Origin of the sequence: Embleya sp. AB8, assembly GCF_049739465.1 — a bacterium.
GTDB lineage: Bacteria > Actinomycetota > Actinomycetes > Streptomycetales > Streptomycetaceae > Embleya.
In genome coordinates, this window is record NZ_JBMHHY010000015.1 from 42296 (window position 1) to 57353 (window position 15058).

Consider the following 15058-nt stretch of genomic DNA (forward strand, 5'->3'; position numbering starts at 1 on the left):
GGGACTTCCTATTCGGCGGGGTTCGGCTGGTGGACCGCCCGCTCGAGCAGTCCGAGGAAGGACCGGCCGAGCAGACCGGTCTCGGTCGAGGTGAGCGGGCGGTGGCTGAGCAACAGGGCCTGGCCGTAGAGTCCTTCGACCGCGGCCCGGGCCAGTTCGGGGTCGTCGAGGCCGGCGATCCGGCGGACCAGCGGGTTGAGGTGGTTGAGCACGAGCTGCGCGCGTGGGCCTTGGCCGCGCAGCGAGCCCAGGATTCCCGACCACAGGTCGTCGCCGCGACCGGTCGCGTCCTGCTCGGCCTCGGCCCGCCCACGTTCGCCGCGCGCGTCCCGCCCGTCCAGGAGCAGCGCGGGCACACCGACCGGCTGGAAGGTGCGCAACGACAGGTCGCAGGACAGCGGTTCGAGCGCGGCGCGCGCGTGCGCCAGGAAGCGCGCCGCGGCCAGTTCGGCGGCCGGGTCGACCGAGTCCAGGTGCGCGGTGACGGTGTCCGGGTCGAGTTCGGCGACGGTGGTACCGGGCCGGATCTCGGCCAGCCGGTGCACCAGGTCCAGGTCGTAGGTGTAGCCGCCGTTGACCACGCCGAGCCCGGCCGCCGCCGCGATCGGCGCGACCTGCCGGTATTCCTCCACCGTCGAGGTCACGTGCACGACCGGATGCCGGCGGGCGAACTCGTCCAGCGCGATCCGCCCGTCGGTGGTCTCGAACGGCAACCAGGGCAACACCAGCCGCAGCAGCTCGTCGTCGTGCCGGGCGAGGGCCTTGACGCCGAGGTGATGCACACTCAGGAACCGGGCCAGGCGCGGTTGGTCGTGCGCGGCCAGGTCGGCCAGCCAGTCCCGGATGTGCCCGCCGAGCGCGTCCCGCACACCGGCCAGGGATTCGTCGTCGTAGAGGTTCTCCCGGGACGCGGTGGGCCGCAGGGTGTCGGTGTCCACCACGCAGCGCACGAAGAACGCCCAGTCGGGCAGCAGCCCGTCGGCGTTCTCGGTGAGCAACATGCCCTTGAGGTGCACCCGGTGCTTCCCGCGCAGCGCCGGGCTGACCGCCTCCGGCAGGACGAACGCCGCGCCGCGGACCCCCGCGAGCGGTACGTCCAGGTCGATCACGTCCAGCGGGGTGAAGCCCAACCGGCTCTCGCAGTAGGCCGCGAGCGCGGCTCGACGCAGATTCGCCGTCGGATACGGGCGATCCCACACCGCGGGCGTGTCGGTGATGGGGGTGTGCTCCGCGCCGGCCACCACGGTGACCCGGTAGGGGAGCAACGCGCCGAAGTCGCGGGCCAGTTCGATCACCCGGTCGACGGCGAACCAGGGCTCGCTGCCGCGGCGCGGGGTCAGGAACACCGTGGTCCCCGGTTCCTCGCGCGCGCTCGGATCCAGGGTGCGCACGCTGTAGCGGCCGTCCGCGCCGGCCTGCCACTCCACCGGCGGCGCGTCGGTCAGCGCCGAGCGGGTGAGCACGGTGATCTCGTCGGCGACCACGAAGCACGCGAGCAGCCCGATGCCGAACTGGCCGATGTAGTCGCGCCGCGCGCTCTCCAACGCGTCCCGCTTGGAGCTGCGCCCGATGGTGGCCAGGAAGCGGTGCACGTCGGCCTCGGTCAACCCGACGCCGGTGTCCGCGACCCGCAGGCCGCCGTCGACCGCGGTGATGGTGATCTCGGCCGGGGCCTCCGGGTCCGCGGCCCGCCGCGCGGTGACCGCGTCGACACCGTTCTGGAGCAGCTCGCGCAGGTAGACGCGGGGGCTGGAATAGAGGTGGTGCGACAACAGGTCGACCAGACCGCGCAGATCGACCTGGAAGGTGTGGTCTGCGGCGGATATCGCGGCTTCGTTCATACGGAGTTCGTCACCTCGGGGCGGGTTCGCCGGCCGACAGCCCGGCCGAGTGCTGATGGTACGAAACGACGGGGACGGGCGGCGAGTCGGTTGTCGGCCGACAGTCCCGCCCGCGAGGTCCGAAGACCCGCCCTAATGCTTCGGCGCGTCCACCGTCCGCCCCTCGCGCAGCGCCTGGAACAGCGCCTTCGCGCCCTTGTCGTCCCACAGCACGGTGGAGCCGACGCCCTTGACGTCGTAGCCGGGGTTGGCAATCGGCACCGTCGTCTTGACCCCGTCGCCGCCGGACAACGTGCCCATGTCCTTGAACAGGTCGTACAGGTCGAACAGTCCGGTGTCCTCGTCCACGGTCACCGCACCGAGCGAGGCGTCGGCCACCGGGAACGCGCTGAACGGGTTGAGCAGTACGCCGGCCGACTTGGCCTTCTTGGCCAGCGAGCCGAGGAACTGCTGCTGGCGCTCCATCCGGCCCAGGTCCGAGCGCGGGTCGAAGTAGCGGGCCCGGACGAAGGCGAGCGCCTGCGCGCCGTCCAGCGTCTGGCACCCGGCCTGCAGGTCGGCGCCCGACTTCTCGTCCTTGATCGGCTGCTTGAGGCAGATGTCCACGCCGTCCATCGAGTCGACGATGTTGTTGAACCCGCCGAAGCCGATCTCCGCGTAGTGGTCGAGCCGGATGCCGGTGGCCAGCTCCACGGTCCGGGCGAGCAGCGGCGCGCCGCCGAGCGCGAAGGCCGCGTTCAGCTTGTCCTTCTGCGCCTTCACCGTCTTGCCGTTCTTGCTGTACGCCGGGATCTGTACGTAGGAGTCGCGCGGCAGGCTGATCAGCGCGGTGCCGCCCTTGCCCTTGTGCAGCAACATCATCGAGTCGGTGCGCTTGCCCTCGGCCTTGCCGGTGTGCAGCCGCTTGCGGTCGGTGGCGTCCAGCCCCTCGCGGCTGTCCGAGCCGACGATCAGCCACGTGGTGCCCTCGGAGCCGCTCGGCCGACCCTGGTAGTCGTTCAGCACGTCCTCGTGGTGGATCTTCGAACTGGCCCAGAAGTAGGTGACCGTGCCGAAGGTCACCACGAGCAGCACGAAGACGCCGATCCCGATGAGGATTCGTTTCCGCCAGTTGACCGGGCGCCGCGGCGGACCGGGCGGCGGACCCCCCGGACCCCCCGGACCGCCGGGACCACCCGGGCCACCGGGCCCACCGGGAGCCCCCGGCGCCGGCGGCGCGCCGTGCGCGTCACCCACCGGTGGCTGCGCCGGATAGCCGGCCGCACCGGACGCCCGCGCCGCGGCGGGCGGCGGAACGGGCGGATACCCGGCCGCCGGCTGCGCCGAGTACCCGGGCATCGCCGGCGGCGGAGGTGGTACCGGCGGCGGCGGATACCCACCCGGAGCCGCCGGATATCCACCCGGCGAGGCCGCACCCGGGCGGCCCGGAATCGTCCCCGGAGGCTGCTGCTGCGGCTGCTGGTCGCCATCCGCCCATCCCGGCGGCCAATTGTTCATAGGCTCGAAGCTTTCACCCGATCAGCCCAGAGGCAACCGAATGCCGCCCACATCGACCATCTGTTCCACAGTTGATGCTCACTTCTTACACGAGACCTCGTCGCCGGATTTGGCGGAGTATGCCGGGTTCGGCGTGGCCGAGTCCCCCGCCGGCTGTTCGGCCGGCGCGGCACCGACCCGAACCGGCGTCAGGCCCTGGTACGACGACCCCGCGACCACCTCGATGGTGCGCCCGAGGCCGGTCACCGGCTCGAGCGTCGCGCCCGGCAGCGCGGCCTGCACCGTCTTGACCGAGCGGTCCCACCTCGGGTCGTACCGGATGACCGTACGGACGCCGTCGCCGCCGGTCGAGGGACGCGGCGGGCCGGCCAATACGAAGCCCGCGCCCTTGAGGTCCTCGTGCACGCGCGGACCCAGGCCGGCGGTCGGCGTGCCGTTGTACACCTGTACCGAGATGTCGCCCGGTGCCACGTCCACCGCCACCGGGGCGGGCCCGGCGGCGCCGCTCGGGCCCGGCGGGTCGGACTTCCTGTCCGGCGGCGCGATCAGTTCCTTGTCCTCGCGCATCGCCTTGAACAGGCCCTGCGCCTTGGCGTCGTCCCACAACACGGTCGAGCCCCAGTCCGGGACCACGTGGTCGACGCTCTTGAGCGGGATCTGCGCGTAGGTCACCCCGGAGTTGGACAGGTTGCGCAGCTTGGTGCCCAGTTCCAGGAAGTCCTGCGAGCTCATCCCCTCGTCCACCTTGATCGAGCCGAGCACCGCGTCCAGCACGTTCTTGAGCTTGAGCGGGTCGGTCAGCGTGCCGGAGGAGCCGGCCTTGGCGAGCACCTGCGTCATGAACTTCTGCTGCCGCTGGGTGCGCCCGATGTCGCCGGTGGGATCGCTGGGGATGTAGCGGGCCCGGACGAACTGCAGCGCCTTGACCCCGTCCAGCTTGCTGGTGCCGGCGGGCAGGTCGAGGCCGGACTTGGGGTCGCGCAGCGGCTTGGGCGTGCACATCTCGACGCCGCCGAGGGTGTCCACGACGCTGACGAAGGAGACGAAGTTGACCTCGATGTAGTGGTCGATCCGAATCCCGGTGGCCTTCTCCACGGTGGCCACGGTCAACGACGGGCCGCCGAGCGTGTAGGCGGCGTTGATCTTGCCCTTCGAGGGGCCCTTCTGCTGCCCGGTGGTCTTGTCCTTGTGCGCCGGGAACTCGACGTAACTGTCCCGCGGCAGACTGGTGATGGTGGCCCGGTCCCGCTTGCCGTTGAGGTGCACCAGCATCATCGTGTCCGTGCAGTCGCACGACTCCCCACCCGCGTGCAGCTTGTTCAGCGTCTCCTTGGGGATGCCCGCGCGGTTGTCCGAGCCGACGATCAGGAAGTTGAGATCCTTCCCCGACCCGGTGTCCGGGCGGTCCTTCAGGTCCTTGAACGGGTCTATCCGCTGGATCTTGCCGTCGAAGTGCTTCACCCAGGCCCAGCCGATGCCGCTGGTGAGCAGGATCGCCGCGGCGAGCACCCCGGTGATCAGGACCAGCCAATTGCGGCCGGCCGGGCGCCCGTTCCGGTCACCGCTCGGGGTTCGCGCCGGGGCTCGGCCGCCAGTGGTCGCCATGGGGTGCGATGTCCCTCCTCGCGGACCGATGTCGTCCCGCCGTTCGTCGCGCGCCGTCCGGGCGGGCATCGTGCGGATGTCCGTCCGTACCCGCGTTCACCCGAAGGACGCCGATCCGTCCGGCCACGGTTGCGGTGGGCATCGAACTACCGTAAAGCGGGATCGAGCGGGAGCGGGGGCGGCACGCCGACGCCCACCGCTGCTCGGGCACCCGGTCGATGCCCGTGGACGGGGCCATCCGCAGTACGCTCCGAGGCGATGAATCACACCGCCGACGAGCCCGCCACGCACGAGCCCCCAGCTCGCCGGGCGGAGCCGCTTCCCGAAAAACCGCCCGTCTCCGTGATCATGCCGGTGCTCAACGAGGCCCGACATCTCGAGGAGGCCGTCGGTCGGGTGCTCGCGCAGGACTATCCCGGCGATCTCGAGGTCGTGATCGCGCTCGGGCCGTCCACCGACGACACCGACAAGATCGCCGCCCGGTTGGTCGCGGGAGACCGACGGGTACGCACCGTCGCCAACCCGAGCGGCCGGACCCCGTGTGCGCTCAACGCCGCGATCGGCGCGTCCAGCCACCCGGTGATCGTGCGCGTCGACGGTCACGGAATCCTGCCCGCGGGCTACATCTCCACCGCCGTACGACTGCTCGTCGACACGGGTGCGGCCAACGTCGGCGGGCTGATGCACGCCGAGGGCACCACCCCGTACGAGGACGCGGTCGCCCGGGCGATGACCTCCAAACTCGGCGTCGGCAACGCCCGTTTCCACATCGGCGGCAGCGCGGGACCGGCCGACACCGTGTATCTGGGGGTCTTCCGACGCGAGGTCCTGGAGGAGTTGGGCGGCTACAACGAGGAGTTCGAGCGGGCCCAGGACTGGGAGCTGAACTACCGGATCCGGCAGGCGGGCTACCTGATCTGGTTCTCGCCCGAGCTCCGGGTCTCCTACCGGCCCCGGCAGACGCCCAAGGCGCTCGCCAAGCAGTACTTCAACTACGGCCGCTGGCGGCGGGTCGTCTCCCGACACCACAAGGGCTCGGTCAATCTCCGCTACCTGGCGCCACCGGCCGCACTCCTGGCGGTCGCGCTCGGCACGGCCGCGGGTCTGATCGGGTTCTGGCCCGGTTGGCTGCTGCCCGGCGGCTACGCGGTCGGCATCCTGGCCGGCGTCGCGTGGGAGGGACGGGGGCTGCGACCGGCCGCGTTCATCCGGCTGCCGATCGTGCTCGCGACCATGCACGGATCGTGGGGGGCGGGCTTCCTGACCAGCCCCAAACGGCTCGCCGACCGGGTCGAGGCGGGCACGGAACGCCTGGAGGACGGACTCGGCTGAGCCGTCGTCGTCGCTTTCCCGGGCCCGGATCGTGCGCGTGCGATCCGGGCCCACGCGCGTGCGGCCGGCCGCCGAACCGGTGCGACGCGCCGTTTGCACGGCCGGAAACCGGGCCCGTTCGGTAAAGCCAAGTAACGTGGCCGCCCTGGTCACCGCTCGTCCCCGGTGACAGTCTGTGAACAGTCGGCACGGCCTTGGGAGACGACTGCGATGAGCGACAGGGACTCGGCGGTGGCCGCGAGCGTGGCCGCGGGCGTGGCGATTCCGGACGCCCGGCAGGCGGCGGAGGACCGCGGCTTCACCCCGCCCGCGCGGCTGCGGCGGGTCGTCGTCACCCACACGGACGTAGGCGCGGAAAATTCGCCCGATCCGGTCGAAGGCGCCTACGTACTGCGCGTCGCACCCGCCGAGACGGTCGAGGTGACCACCTCCGTCGAGGTCTGCGCGACCGGGGTGGTGCGCTCGTTGCGGGTCCCGGTCGACCCGGTCAGGACCGCCGAACTGGCCGCCGCGCAGGCCGCGGTCGAGGCGCTCGACGGCGGCGGGGTGCTCCGGGGGCTGCGCCGGATCATGGCCCAGCGCGATCTGGACGCACTGCGCCGCGCCCACCGGGCGGAGGCCGAGCGCGACGCGGCCGGGTGGGCGGCGCGCTGCGCGCGAGCCTACGAGCCGTATGTACGCGCGTTCGCGGCCGACGACGCGACACCACCGCCGGCGTCCGCACCGGTGCTCGGCATCGGGCCGACCAACACCGCCGGGCAGGGCCACGCGTGGGCCCGCGCGGTCGAGCGGCAGCTGCCGGGGGTGCGCGCCGAGGCCGCCGCGCTCACCTCGGCCAACACCCTCGGTTACCCCAGCGATCAGCCGATCGGCACCGACGAGTGGCTCTCCACCCGCTGGCAACTGGGCCGACTGGCCCAGGTGTTGGACCGCTACACGCACGTCCTGGCGGAGTGCGGGATGCCCGCCTTCGGCCGGCTCGGCGGTTCGTGGGTGGACACCGACCTGGCCGAGCTGCGCGCCGCGGGTATCACCCTCGGGCTGGTGCTCTACGGCTCGGAGGCGCGCGACCCGGCGGCGCATCGGGCCCGGGTCGAGTTCTCCCCGTTCGACCCGCGCTACGAGTTGACCCACGCGTTGCAGGCCAAGGTGGACCGGCTGCTGCCGATCCTGCGCGAGCTGGACGTACCGACGTTCGTGGCCACCCCGGACCTGATCGCCGACGTGCCGAACGCGGTCTGGCTGCCCGCCGCGCTCGACCCGGCCGAGTGGCGGGCCGAGACGCCGCCGCTGACCCGCAAGCGTCCGGTGGTGGTGCATGTGATGACCAGTCCGTTCCTGCGCGGCACCGCGCGGATCGAGCCGACGCTGCGCCGGCTGCACGACATCGGCCTGATCGAATACCGCCGGATCCTGAACCGCCCGGCCGCCGAACTCCCGGCGCTGTTCGCGGACGCGGACGTGGTGCTGGACCAATTCGCCTGCGGCGCCTACGGGATGACGTCGTGTCGGTCGATGGCGGCGGGTCGGTTGACGATCTGCTACCTGCACGAGTCGGCGACCGAGCACCTCCCGGCCGACCTGCCGATCCGCGCCGCCGACCCGACTTCGCTCGCCGACGTACTGGAGCAGGTGGTCGCGGAACCGGACGCGGCGCGCGCGCTGGCCGCCCGGGGACCGGCGTACGTCGCCGAACACCACGACGGCCGGCGTTCGGCCCGCGTGCTCGCCGATTTCCTGGGCGTGGCGGCCGAGTGAGCACTAGCGTTCGAGGGTGGCAATCGACCCCAGCGCGGACGTGGACGCATCGGCGAGCATCGGCGAGGGCACCCGGGTGTGGCACCTGGCGCAGATCCGCGAGCACGCGGTCCTGGGCCCGAACTGCGTGATCGGGCGCGGTGCGTACGTGGGGCCCGCGGTGCGCATCGGGGCCAACGTCAAGGTGCAGAACCACGCCCTGGTCTACGAGCCGGCGGTCCTGGAGGACGGCGTCTTCATCGGCCCGGCGGTGGTGCTGACCAACGACATGTACCCGCGCGCGATCACCCCCGACGGCCGGCTCAAGGGCGAACAGGACTGGCGGGCCCAGGGCGTGACGATCCGTCGGGGCGCCGCCGTGGGCGCCCGCAGCGTCGTGGTGGCCGGCGTCACGATCGGCCGCTGGGCCCTGATCGCGGCCGGCGCGGTGGTCCACCGCGACGTCCCCGACTACGCCCTGATGGCCGGCGTACCGGCCCGCCGCATCAAGTGGGTGGGCCACGCGGGGGTGCCTTTGGTCGAGGCCGGGACGGACACGTGGCGCTGCCCGGAAACCGGCGAGCTGTACACCGAGCACGCGGGCGAACTGAGCCCGACGCCGCCGCGGGCCGGCACCTAGCCGACCCACGCCCGACGCGCGCGTATGGCGGGGGCCGCCGACGCGGTGCCGAACCGGCACGGCAGGTCACGGAAGCGGAACGGCAACCCGACCCCGGCAACCGCCCCACCCCCGAAACGCCATCGGCCGCCCCCACGCGCTCGGGTGGTGGGGGCGGCCGGTGGGGTGGGGGCGGGGTCAGCGTGGGAGGTTGCGGGCCATCACGATGCGCTGGACCTGGTTGGTGCCCTCGTAGATCTGGGTGATCTTGGCGTCGCGCATCATCCGCTCCAGCGGGTAGTCGCGCGTGTAGCCGTAGCCGCCGAGCAGCTGGACCGCGTCCACGGTGATCTCCATCGCCGCGTCGGACGCGAAGCACTTGGCCGCCGCGCCGTGGAAGGTCAGGTCCGCGTCGCCGCGCTCGGACTTGGCCGCCGCCGCGTAGGTCAGCTGCCGGGCCGCCTCCAGCTTCATCGCCATGTCCGCGAGCATGAACTGGATGCCCTGGAAGTCGGCGATCGGCTTGCCGAACTGCTTGCGCTCGCGCACGTACCCCTTCGCGTAGTCGAGCGCGCCCTGCGCGATGCCCAGCGCCTGCGCCGCGATGGTCACCCGCGTGTGGTCGAGGGTGCGCATCGCGGTGGCGAAGCCGGTGCCCTCCTCGCCGATGATCCGGTCGGCCGGGATCCGCACGTTGTCGAGGTAGACCTCACGGGTCGGCGAGCCCTTGATGCCGAGCTTCTTCTCCGGCGCGCCGAACGAGACGCCCTCGTCCGACTTCTCCACGACGAACGCCGAGATGCCCTTGCTGCGCTTGTCCGGGTCGGTCACCGCCATCACGGTGTAGAACTCGGACACGCCCGCGTTGGTGATCCAGCGCTTGACGCCGTCGAGCACCCACGAGTCGCCGTCGCGGACCGCGCGGGTCTTCATCGCGGCGGCGTCCGAACCCGCCTCGGGCTCGGACAGGCAGTACGAGAACATCCCGTCGCCGCGCGCCACCGCGCCGAGGTAGCGCCGCTTGAGGTCCTCGGACCCGGCGAGCATCAGCGGCATGGTGCCGAGCTTGTTCACCGCCGGAATCAGCGACGAGGACGCACACACACGCGCGACCTCCTCGATCACGATCACGGTGGCCAGCGCGTCCGCACCGGAGCCGCCGTACTCCTCCGGGATGTGGACCGCGTGCAGATCGTTGGCGCTGAGCGCGTCCAGCGCCTCCTGGGGAAACCGGGACTGCTCGTCGACCTCGGCGGCGAACGGGGCGATCTTCGCCTCGGCGAGGGCGCGGACCGACTCGCGGAGCATGTCGTGCTCCTCGGAGACACGGAAGAAATCGAAGTCTTTACGTCCGGCCACGGGTGCCTACCTCTCGGTTCAGGAGCGTGCAGCGACGATGAACTGCTTTATTACCGCTCAGTAAATAGCACTGATGTCCACAATAATTCAGCCGCACCCCCGGCGGGCGCGCAGCGGGACGGCCACGGTTGGGCGACGAGGCGCCGATCCCGGCGGATACGATCCATATCCCGCGCCATCCCCATCCCGCTCGACGAAGAAGTCAGGTGACGTACGTGGCACCCCGCATCACCGTGATCGGTACCGGCTACCTGGGCGCCACGCACGCCGCGTGTCTGGCCGAGCTGGGCTTCGAGGTCCTCGGGATGGACGTGGATCCCGACAAGGTGGCCACCCTCGCGAGCGGCCGGACGCCGTTCTGGGAGCCCGAACTCGAAGAGCTGTTGGCCCCGCACGTGGCCTCCGGGCGACTGCGCTTCACCACCGACATCGCCGAGTTGGCGGCGTTCGGCGACGTGCACTTCATCTGTGTGAACACCCCGCAGCGCAAGGGCGAGTTCGCGGCCGACGTGTCCTACATCGACGCCGCCGTGGACGCGCTCGCCCCGCTGCTCGAGCGCCCGTGCCTGGTGGTCGGCAAGTCCACCGTCCCGGTCGGCACCGCCGACCGGCTGGCCGTGCGGATCGCCGAGCGGGCCCCGGTGGGTGCCGCGGCCGAGCTGGCCTGGAACCCCGAGTTCCTGCGCGAGGGCTTCGCCGTCCAGGACACCCTGCACCCGGACCGGCTGGTGATCGGGGTGCGCTCGCAACAGGCCGAGGACCAGCTGCGCGAGGTCTACGCCACGCTGCTGGCCGAGGGTGTCCCGCTGGTGGTGACCGACTTCGCCACCTCGGAGCTGGTCAAGACCGCGGCGAACTCGTTCCTGGCCACCAAGATCTCCTTCATCAACGCGATGGCCGAGGTCTGCGAGGCGGCGGGCGCCGACGTCGAGCAACTCTCCGAGGCGCTCGCCTTCGACCCGCGGATCAACGGCCGCTTCCTCAAGGCCGGGCTCGGCTTCGGCGGTGGTTGCCTGCCCAAGGACATCCGCGCGTTCATGGCCCGCGCCGGCGAGCTGGGCGCCGATCAGGCGCTCACCTTCCTGCGCGAGGTGGACGCGATCAACATGCGCCGCCGGTTCCGGATGGTCGACCTGGCCCGCGAGCAGTGCGACGGCAGCTTCCTGGGCCGCCGGGTCGCCGTCTTCGGCGCCGCGTTCAAGCCCAATTCGGACGACATCCGCGACTCGCCCGCGCTCAACGTGGCCGCCCAGGTGCAACTCCAGGGCGGCGAGGTGACCGTCTACGACCCCAAGGCGATGGACAACGCCCGCAAGATGTACCCGGGCCTGACCTACGCGGACACCGCCTTCGACGCCGCCCGCGGCGCGCACGTGGTGCTGCATCTGACCGAGTGGGCCGAGTTCCGCGAGATGGATCCGGCCGAACTGGGCGAGATCGTGGCCGAGCGGCGCGTACTCGACGGCCGCAACGCCCTCGACCCGGTGCGCTGGCGCGGCGCAGGATGGACGTACCGGGCGCTGGGTCGACCCTGAGTAGCCGGCCCACCCCGGGGGCACACTCACCCGGCCGACGGCGCCGCGCCGTCCGCCGGTCGGGGGGCACCGCGAGCAGCGAGACAAGGACTGCGAGGTCATCAGCATGCCGTACGGCGACGAGGCCACGATCCGACGGATCCTCGACACCAACACGTGGGCGGTGGTGGGGCTCAGCACCAACTCCCACCGCGCCGCATATGGAGTAGCCGCGTTCCTCCGCCAGTGGGGCAAGCGCGTCGTGCCGGTGCACCCGAAGGCCGAGACCGTGCACGGCGAGCCGGGCTACGCCACACTCGCCGAGATCCCGTTCCCGGTGGACGTGGTCGACGTGTTCGTCAACTCCGAACACGCGGGCGAGATCGCCGACCAGGCGGTCAAGATCGGCGCCAAGGCCGTCTGGTTCCAGCTGGACGTGATCGACGAACGGGCCTACCAGCGGGTCCGCGACGCGGGCCTGGACATGGTGATGGACCGCTGCTCGGCGGTGGAACTCCAGCGGATCACCCTGACCGGCGCGAACCGGGCCTGACCCGAGGCCGCGGGGCCCGAGCACGCTCGTCGGGCCCCGTCCGACACACCGACTACGAACCGATCCGCTCGCGCAGCCTGCGGCCCTTCTCGGTCGCCTGCGCCTTCAGCTCGGCCTGGAAGTCGCCCATCCGCGCGAGCAGCGCCGGATCGTGCGCGGCCAACATCCGCACCGCGAGGAGACCCGCGTTGCGCGCGCCGCCGATCGACACGGTCGCCACCGGCACCCCGGCCGGCATCTGCACGATGGACAGCAGCGAGTCCATGCCGTCCAGGTACTTCAGCGGCACCGGTACACCGATCACCGGCAGCGGGGTCACCGACGCCAGCATCCCGGGCAGGTGCGCGGCGCCGCCCGCGCCCGCGATGATCGCCTTCAGGCCGCGCCCGGCCGCCTCGGTGCCGTAGGCGATCATCTCCTGCGGCATCCGGTGCGCGGAGACCACGTCGGCCTCGTAGGGGATGTCGAACTCGTCCATGACCTGCGCGGCGAGTTCCATCACCGGCCAGTCCGAGTCGGACCCCATGACGATGCCGATCACGGGCTGCGTGCTCATTCGGTGATGTCCCCTCGGAGGTAGTCGGCGGCGTGCCGGGCGCGCTCGCGCACGTCGGCCAGATCGTCGCCGCACACGGTGACGTGCCCGACCTTGCGGCCGGCCTTCACGTCCTTGCCGTACATGTGCACCTTGACCCCCGGGTCGCGGGCCATCACGTGCAGGTACGGGCGGTACATGTCGGGATAGTCGCCGCCGAGCACATTGACCATCACGGTCCACGGCGCCCGCGCCCGCGGGTCGCCCAGCGGCAGGTCGAGCACCGCGCGCAGGTGGTTCTCGAACTGCGAGGTCACCGCGCCGTCGATGCTCCAGTGCCCGCTGTTGTGCGGGCGCATGGCCAGCTCGTTGACCAGGATCCGGCCGTCGACGGTCTCGAACAGCTCGACCGCCAGGTGCCCGGTCACGCCCAGCTCACCGGCGATCGACAGGGCGATCCGCTGCGCCTCGATCGCGCGCTCCTCGGCCAGGTCCGGCGCGGGTGCGATCACCTCGCGACACACGCCGTCCACCTGGATCGACTCGACCACCGGGTAGGCCACCGCCTGACCGTGCGGCGAGCGCACCACACAGGCGGCCAGCTCGCGGCTGAACTCGACCTTCTCCTCGGCCAGCACCGGCACCCCGGCGGCGAACGGCACGGCGGCCTCCGCCTCGTCGCGGACGACCCACACACCCTTGCCGTCGTAGCCGCCGCGCGTGGTCTTGAGCACCACCGGCCAACCACCGATCTCGGCCGCGAACGCGGCGACGTCGGCCGGGTCGGCGACGATCCGGTTGCGCGGGCACGGCACGCCGATCTCGGCCAGCCGGGCCCGCATCATGCCCTTGTCCTGGGCGTGTACCAGGGCCGCCGGGCTCGGCCGCAACACGACGCCGTCGGCCTCGAGCGCGGCCAGCAGCGCGGGGGGCACCTGCTCGTGGTCGAAGGTGACCACGTCGCAGCCCTCGGCGAAGCGGCGCAGGTCGGCGAGATCGTCCTCGCTGCCGAGCACGACGTCGCCGACGACCTGGGCCGCGGATTCGGACGGGGATGCGGCGAGTACGCGAAAGCGGGCGCCGAGCGGGATTGCGGCCTGGTGCGTCATGCGGGCGAGCTGGCCGCCGCCGACCATGCCGACGACTGGGAACGTCACGGGGGAAGGGTACCGACCCGCCGCGCGCGCTCGTGGCGGTGGGCATTCCGGGCGCGGACACCGCGGCCGAACCCGGCCCGATCGAACATGTGCCACACGAGAGGGGAGACGCTCCGGTAAAGACTCCGCAACGGGAGGGAGACCGCGCGCCGATGCCGAGCGACCGCGGCGGCTACCCTCGTCGGGTGAGTCGTCATGCCGGTAGCACCCGCGGTGCCAGAGGAGCGTCCTTGACTTTGCCCGTCGGCGCCCCTCCCGACGCCCCCGCCGCACCGCCGGCGAGCCGGCTCGCGCGCTTCCGCTCCGAGGTGACCCAATTCCTCGTGGCGGGCGGGCTGGCCTACGCGGTGGACGTGCTCGTCTTCAACCTCGGCCTGTCGCTGGGGATGGGCGGGGTCGCGGCGAAGATCATGTCCTCGATCCCGGCCACGATCGTGGCCTACGTCGGTAACCGATACTGGACGTATCGACATCGCGATCGCACCGGTGTCGGCCGCGAGTACACGCTCTTCTTCGTGTTCAGCGCGATCGCGGCGGGCATCCAGGCATCGAGCGTGTTCGTCTCGCACACCCTGATGGGCTACGAGAGCAAGCTCGCCGACAACATCTCGGCGAACATCGTCGGTATGGCTCTGGGCACGCTGTTCCGCTTCTGGGCATTCCGTACGTGGGTGTTCAAGCACAAACGCGCGGACCCCACGCCGGTCGTCGAAGGTGGCATCTCGTGAAGGCGCTCCGGGCTTGGTACGACCGGGTCGGACACCTGCTGCACGAGACGCTGAAGTTCGGCGCCGTCGGCGGATTCGGCGTGATCGTCAACGTGATCGTGTTCAACCTGTGCCGTGATCATCTGGGCCTGGCCTCGGTGCGCTCGTCGGTGATCTCGACGGCGGTCGCGATCGTGGTGAACTACGTGGGCAACCGCTACTGGGCCTTCCGGCACCGCACCTCGGCGGACAGTCGCCGGGAGTTCGTGCTGTTCATGGTGTTCAGCGGGGTCGGCATGGCGATCGAGGCCGGCACGGTGGCCATCTCGCACTACTGGCTCGGCTATCCCTCGCTGCTCGCGGACAACGTCGCGAAGTACGCGGTCGGCCTGCCGCTGGGCACGCTGTTCCGGTTCTGGTCGTATCGCACATGGGTGTTCACCGGCACCCACGACGTGGACCGCAAGCCGGTCCGGGTGGTCGCGCCGCCGACCGCCGAGGACTCGGACGACGCGCCGGCCGGACCGGCCGGCGCGCACCTGGACACCGAGGCGGCGCGGCTGGTCGAGGACGAGAGCGAGACGTCCCGGACCTGAGCCCGC

The 15058-nt window shown here is 71.6% G+C and carries 13 protein-coding genes; 7 read left to right on the top strand and 6 right to left on the bottom strand.

All coding sequences use genetic code 11. The annotated features are described in order from the left end of the window. Positions 1 to 8: 8 nt before the first annotated feature. From ABIA38_RS22785 to ABIA38_RS22795, 3 genes are all read right to left on the bottom strand, one after another. A complete protein-coding gene (locus tag ABIA38_RS22785; protein ID WP_424640617.1) occupies positions 9 to 1841 on the bottom strand; it encodes an HSP90 family protein in 1833 nt (610 codons plus the stop codon). Positions 1842 to 1973: 132 nt separating this feature from the next. Then, positions 1974 to 2915 carry an LCP family protein gene (locus ABIA38_RS22790; protein ID WP_424640618.1) on the bottom strand — a complete coding sequence of 314 codons (942 nt, stop codon included), beginning with the start codon at positions 2913 to 2915 and terminating at the stop codon, positions 1974 to 1976. 501 nt (positions 2916 to 3416) lie between these two features. Further along, on the bottom strand, positions 3417 to 4943 hold the full coding sequence (locus ABIA38_RS22795; protein WP_424640619.1) for an LCP family protein: 1527 nt from the start codon (positions 4941 to 4943) through the stop codon (positions 3417 to 3419). Positions 4944 to 5201: 258 nt separating this feature from the next. On the opposite strand from ABIA38_RS22795, the gene ABIA38_RS22800 reads away from it, so the two are divergent. From ABIA38_RS22800 to ABIA38_RS22810, 3 genes are all read left to right on the top strand, one after another. Continuing rightward, on the top strand, positions 5202 to 6275 hold the full coding sequence (locus ABIA38_RS22800; protein WP_424640620.1) for a glycosyltransferase family 2 protein: 1074 nt from the start codon (positions 5202 to 5204) through the stop codon (positions 6273 to 6275). Positions 6276 to 6485: 210 nt separating this feature from the next. Continuing rightward, on the top strand, positions 6486 to 8033 hold the full coding sequence (locus tag ABIA38_RS22805) for a glycosyltransferase (RefSeq protein WP_424640621.1): 1548 nt from the start codon (positions 6486 to 6488) through the stop codon (positions 8031 to 8033). 16 nt (positions 8034 to 8049) lie between these two features. After that, the gene (locus ABIA38_RS22810; RefSeq protein ID WP_424640622.1) at positions 8050 to 8652 is read left to right on the top strand and encodes an acyltransferase; all 603 of its coding nucleotides are present in this window, start codon (positions 8050 to 8052) and stop codon (positions 8650 to 8652) included. Between the two features lie 177 nt (positions 8653 to 8829). On the opposite strand, the gene ABIA38_RS22815 is transcribed toward ABIA38_RS22810, so the two are convergent. Then, a complete protein-coding gene (locus tag ABIA38_RS22815; RefSeq protein ID WP_424640623.1) occupies positions 8830 to 9990 on the bottom strand; it encodes an acyl-CoA dehydrogenase in 1161 nt (386 codons plus the stop codon). 215 nt (positions 9991 to 10205) lie between these two features. On the opposite strand from ABIA38_RS22815, the gene ABIA38_RS22820 reads away from it, so the two are divergent. Further along, positions 10206 to 11525, top strand: a complete 1320-nt coding sequence (locus ABIA38_RS22820; RefSeq protein WP_424640624.1) for a UDP-glucose dehydrogenase family protein — start codon at positions 10206 to 10208, stop codon at positions 11523 to 11525. 106 nt (positions 11526 to 11631) lie between these two features. Further along, positions 11632 to 12057, top strand: a complete 426-nt coding sequence (locus ABIA38_RS22825) for a CoA-binding protein (RefSeq protein ID WP_424640625.1) — start codon at positions 11632 to 11634, stop codon at positions 12055 to 12057. A 52-nt stretch (positions 12058 to 12109) separates the two neighbouring features. Here ABIA38_RS22825 and purE read toward each other — a convergent pair whose 3' ends face one another. Further along, positions 12110 to 12613: a 5-(carboxyamino)imidazole ribonucleotide mutase gene (purE, locus tag ABIA38_RS22830; protein WP_424640626.1), complete on the bottom strand. Its 504-nt coding sequence runs from the start codon at positions 12611 to 12613 to the stop codon at positions 12110 to 12112. Then, positions 12610 to 13749: a 5-(carboxyamino)imidazole ribonucleotide synthase gene (locus tag ABIA38_RS22835; protein WP_424640627.1), complete on the bottom strand. Its 1140-nt coding sequence runs from the start codon at positions 13747 to 13749 to the stop codon at positions 12610 to 12612. Before ABIA38_RS22835 ends, purE begins: the two co-directional genes overlap by 4 nt. Before the next feature lie 230 nt (positions 13750 to 13979). On the opposite strand from ABIA38_RS22835, the gene ABIA38_RS22840 reads away from it, so the two are divergent. Together ABIA38_RS22840 and ABIA38_RS22845 are read left to right on the top strand one after the other, a co-directional pair. Continuing rightward, positions 13980 to 14477, top strand: a complete 498-nt coding sequence (locus ABIA38_RS22840) for a GtrA family protein (RefSeq protein ID WP_424640628.1) — start codon at positions 13980 to 13982, stop codon at positions 14475 to 14477. Continuing rightward, positions 14474 to 15052 (top strand): GtrA family protein, encoded by a 579-nt coding sequence (locus ABIA38_RS22845; RefSeq protein ID WP_424640629.1) that lies wholly within the window; start codon positions 14474 to 14476, stop codon positions 15050 to 15052. Before ABIA38_RS22840 ends, ABIA38_RS22845 begins: the two co-directional genes overlap by 4 nt. The last annotated feature ends 6 nt before the right edge of the window (positions 15053 to 15058 follow it).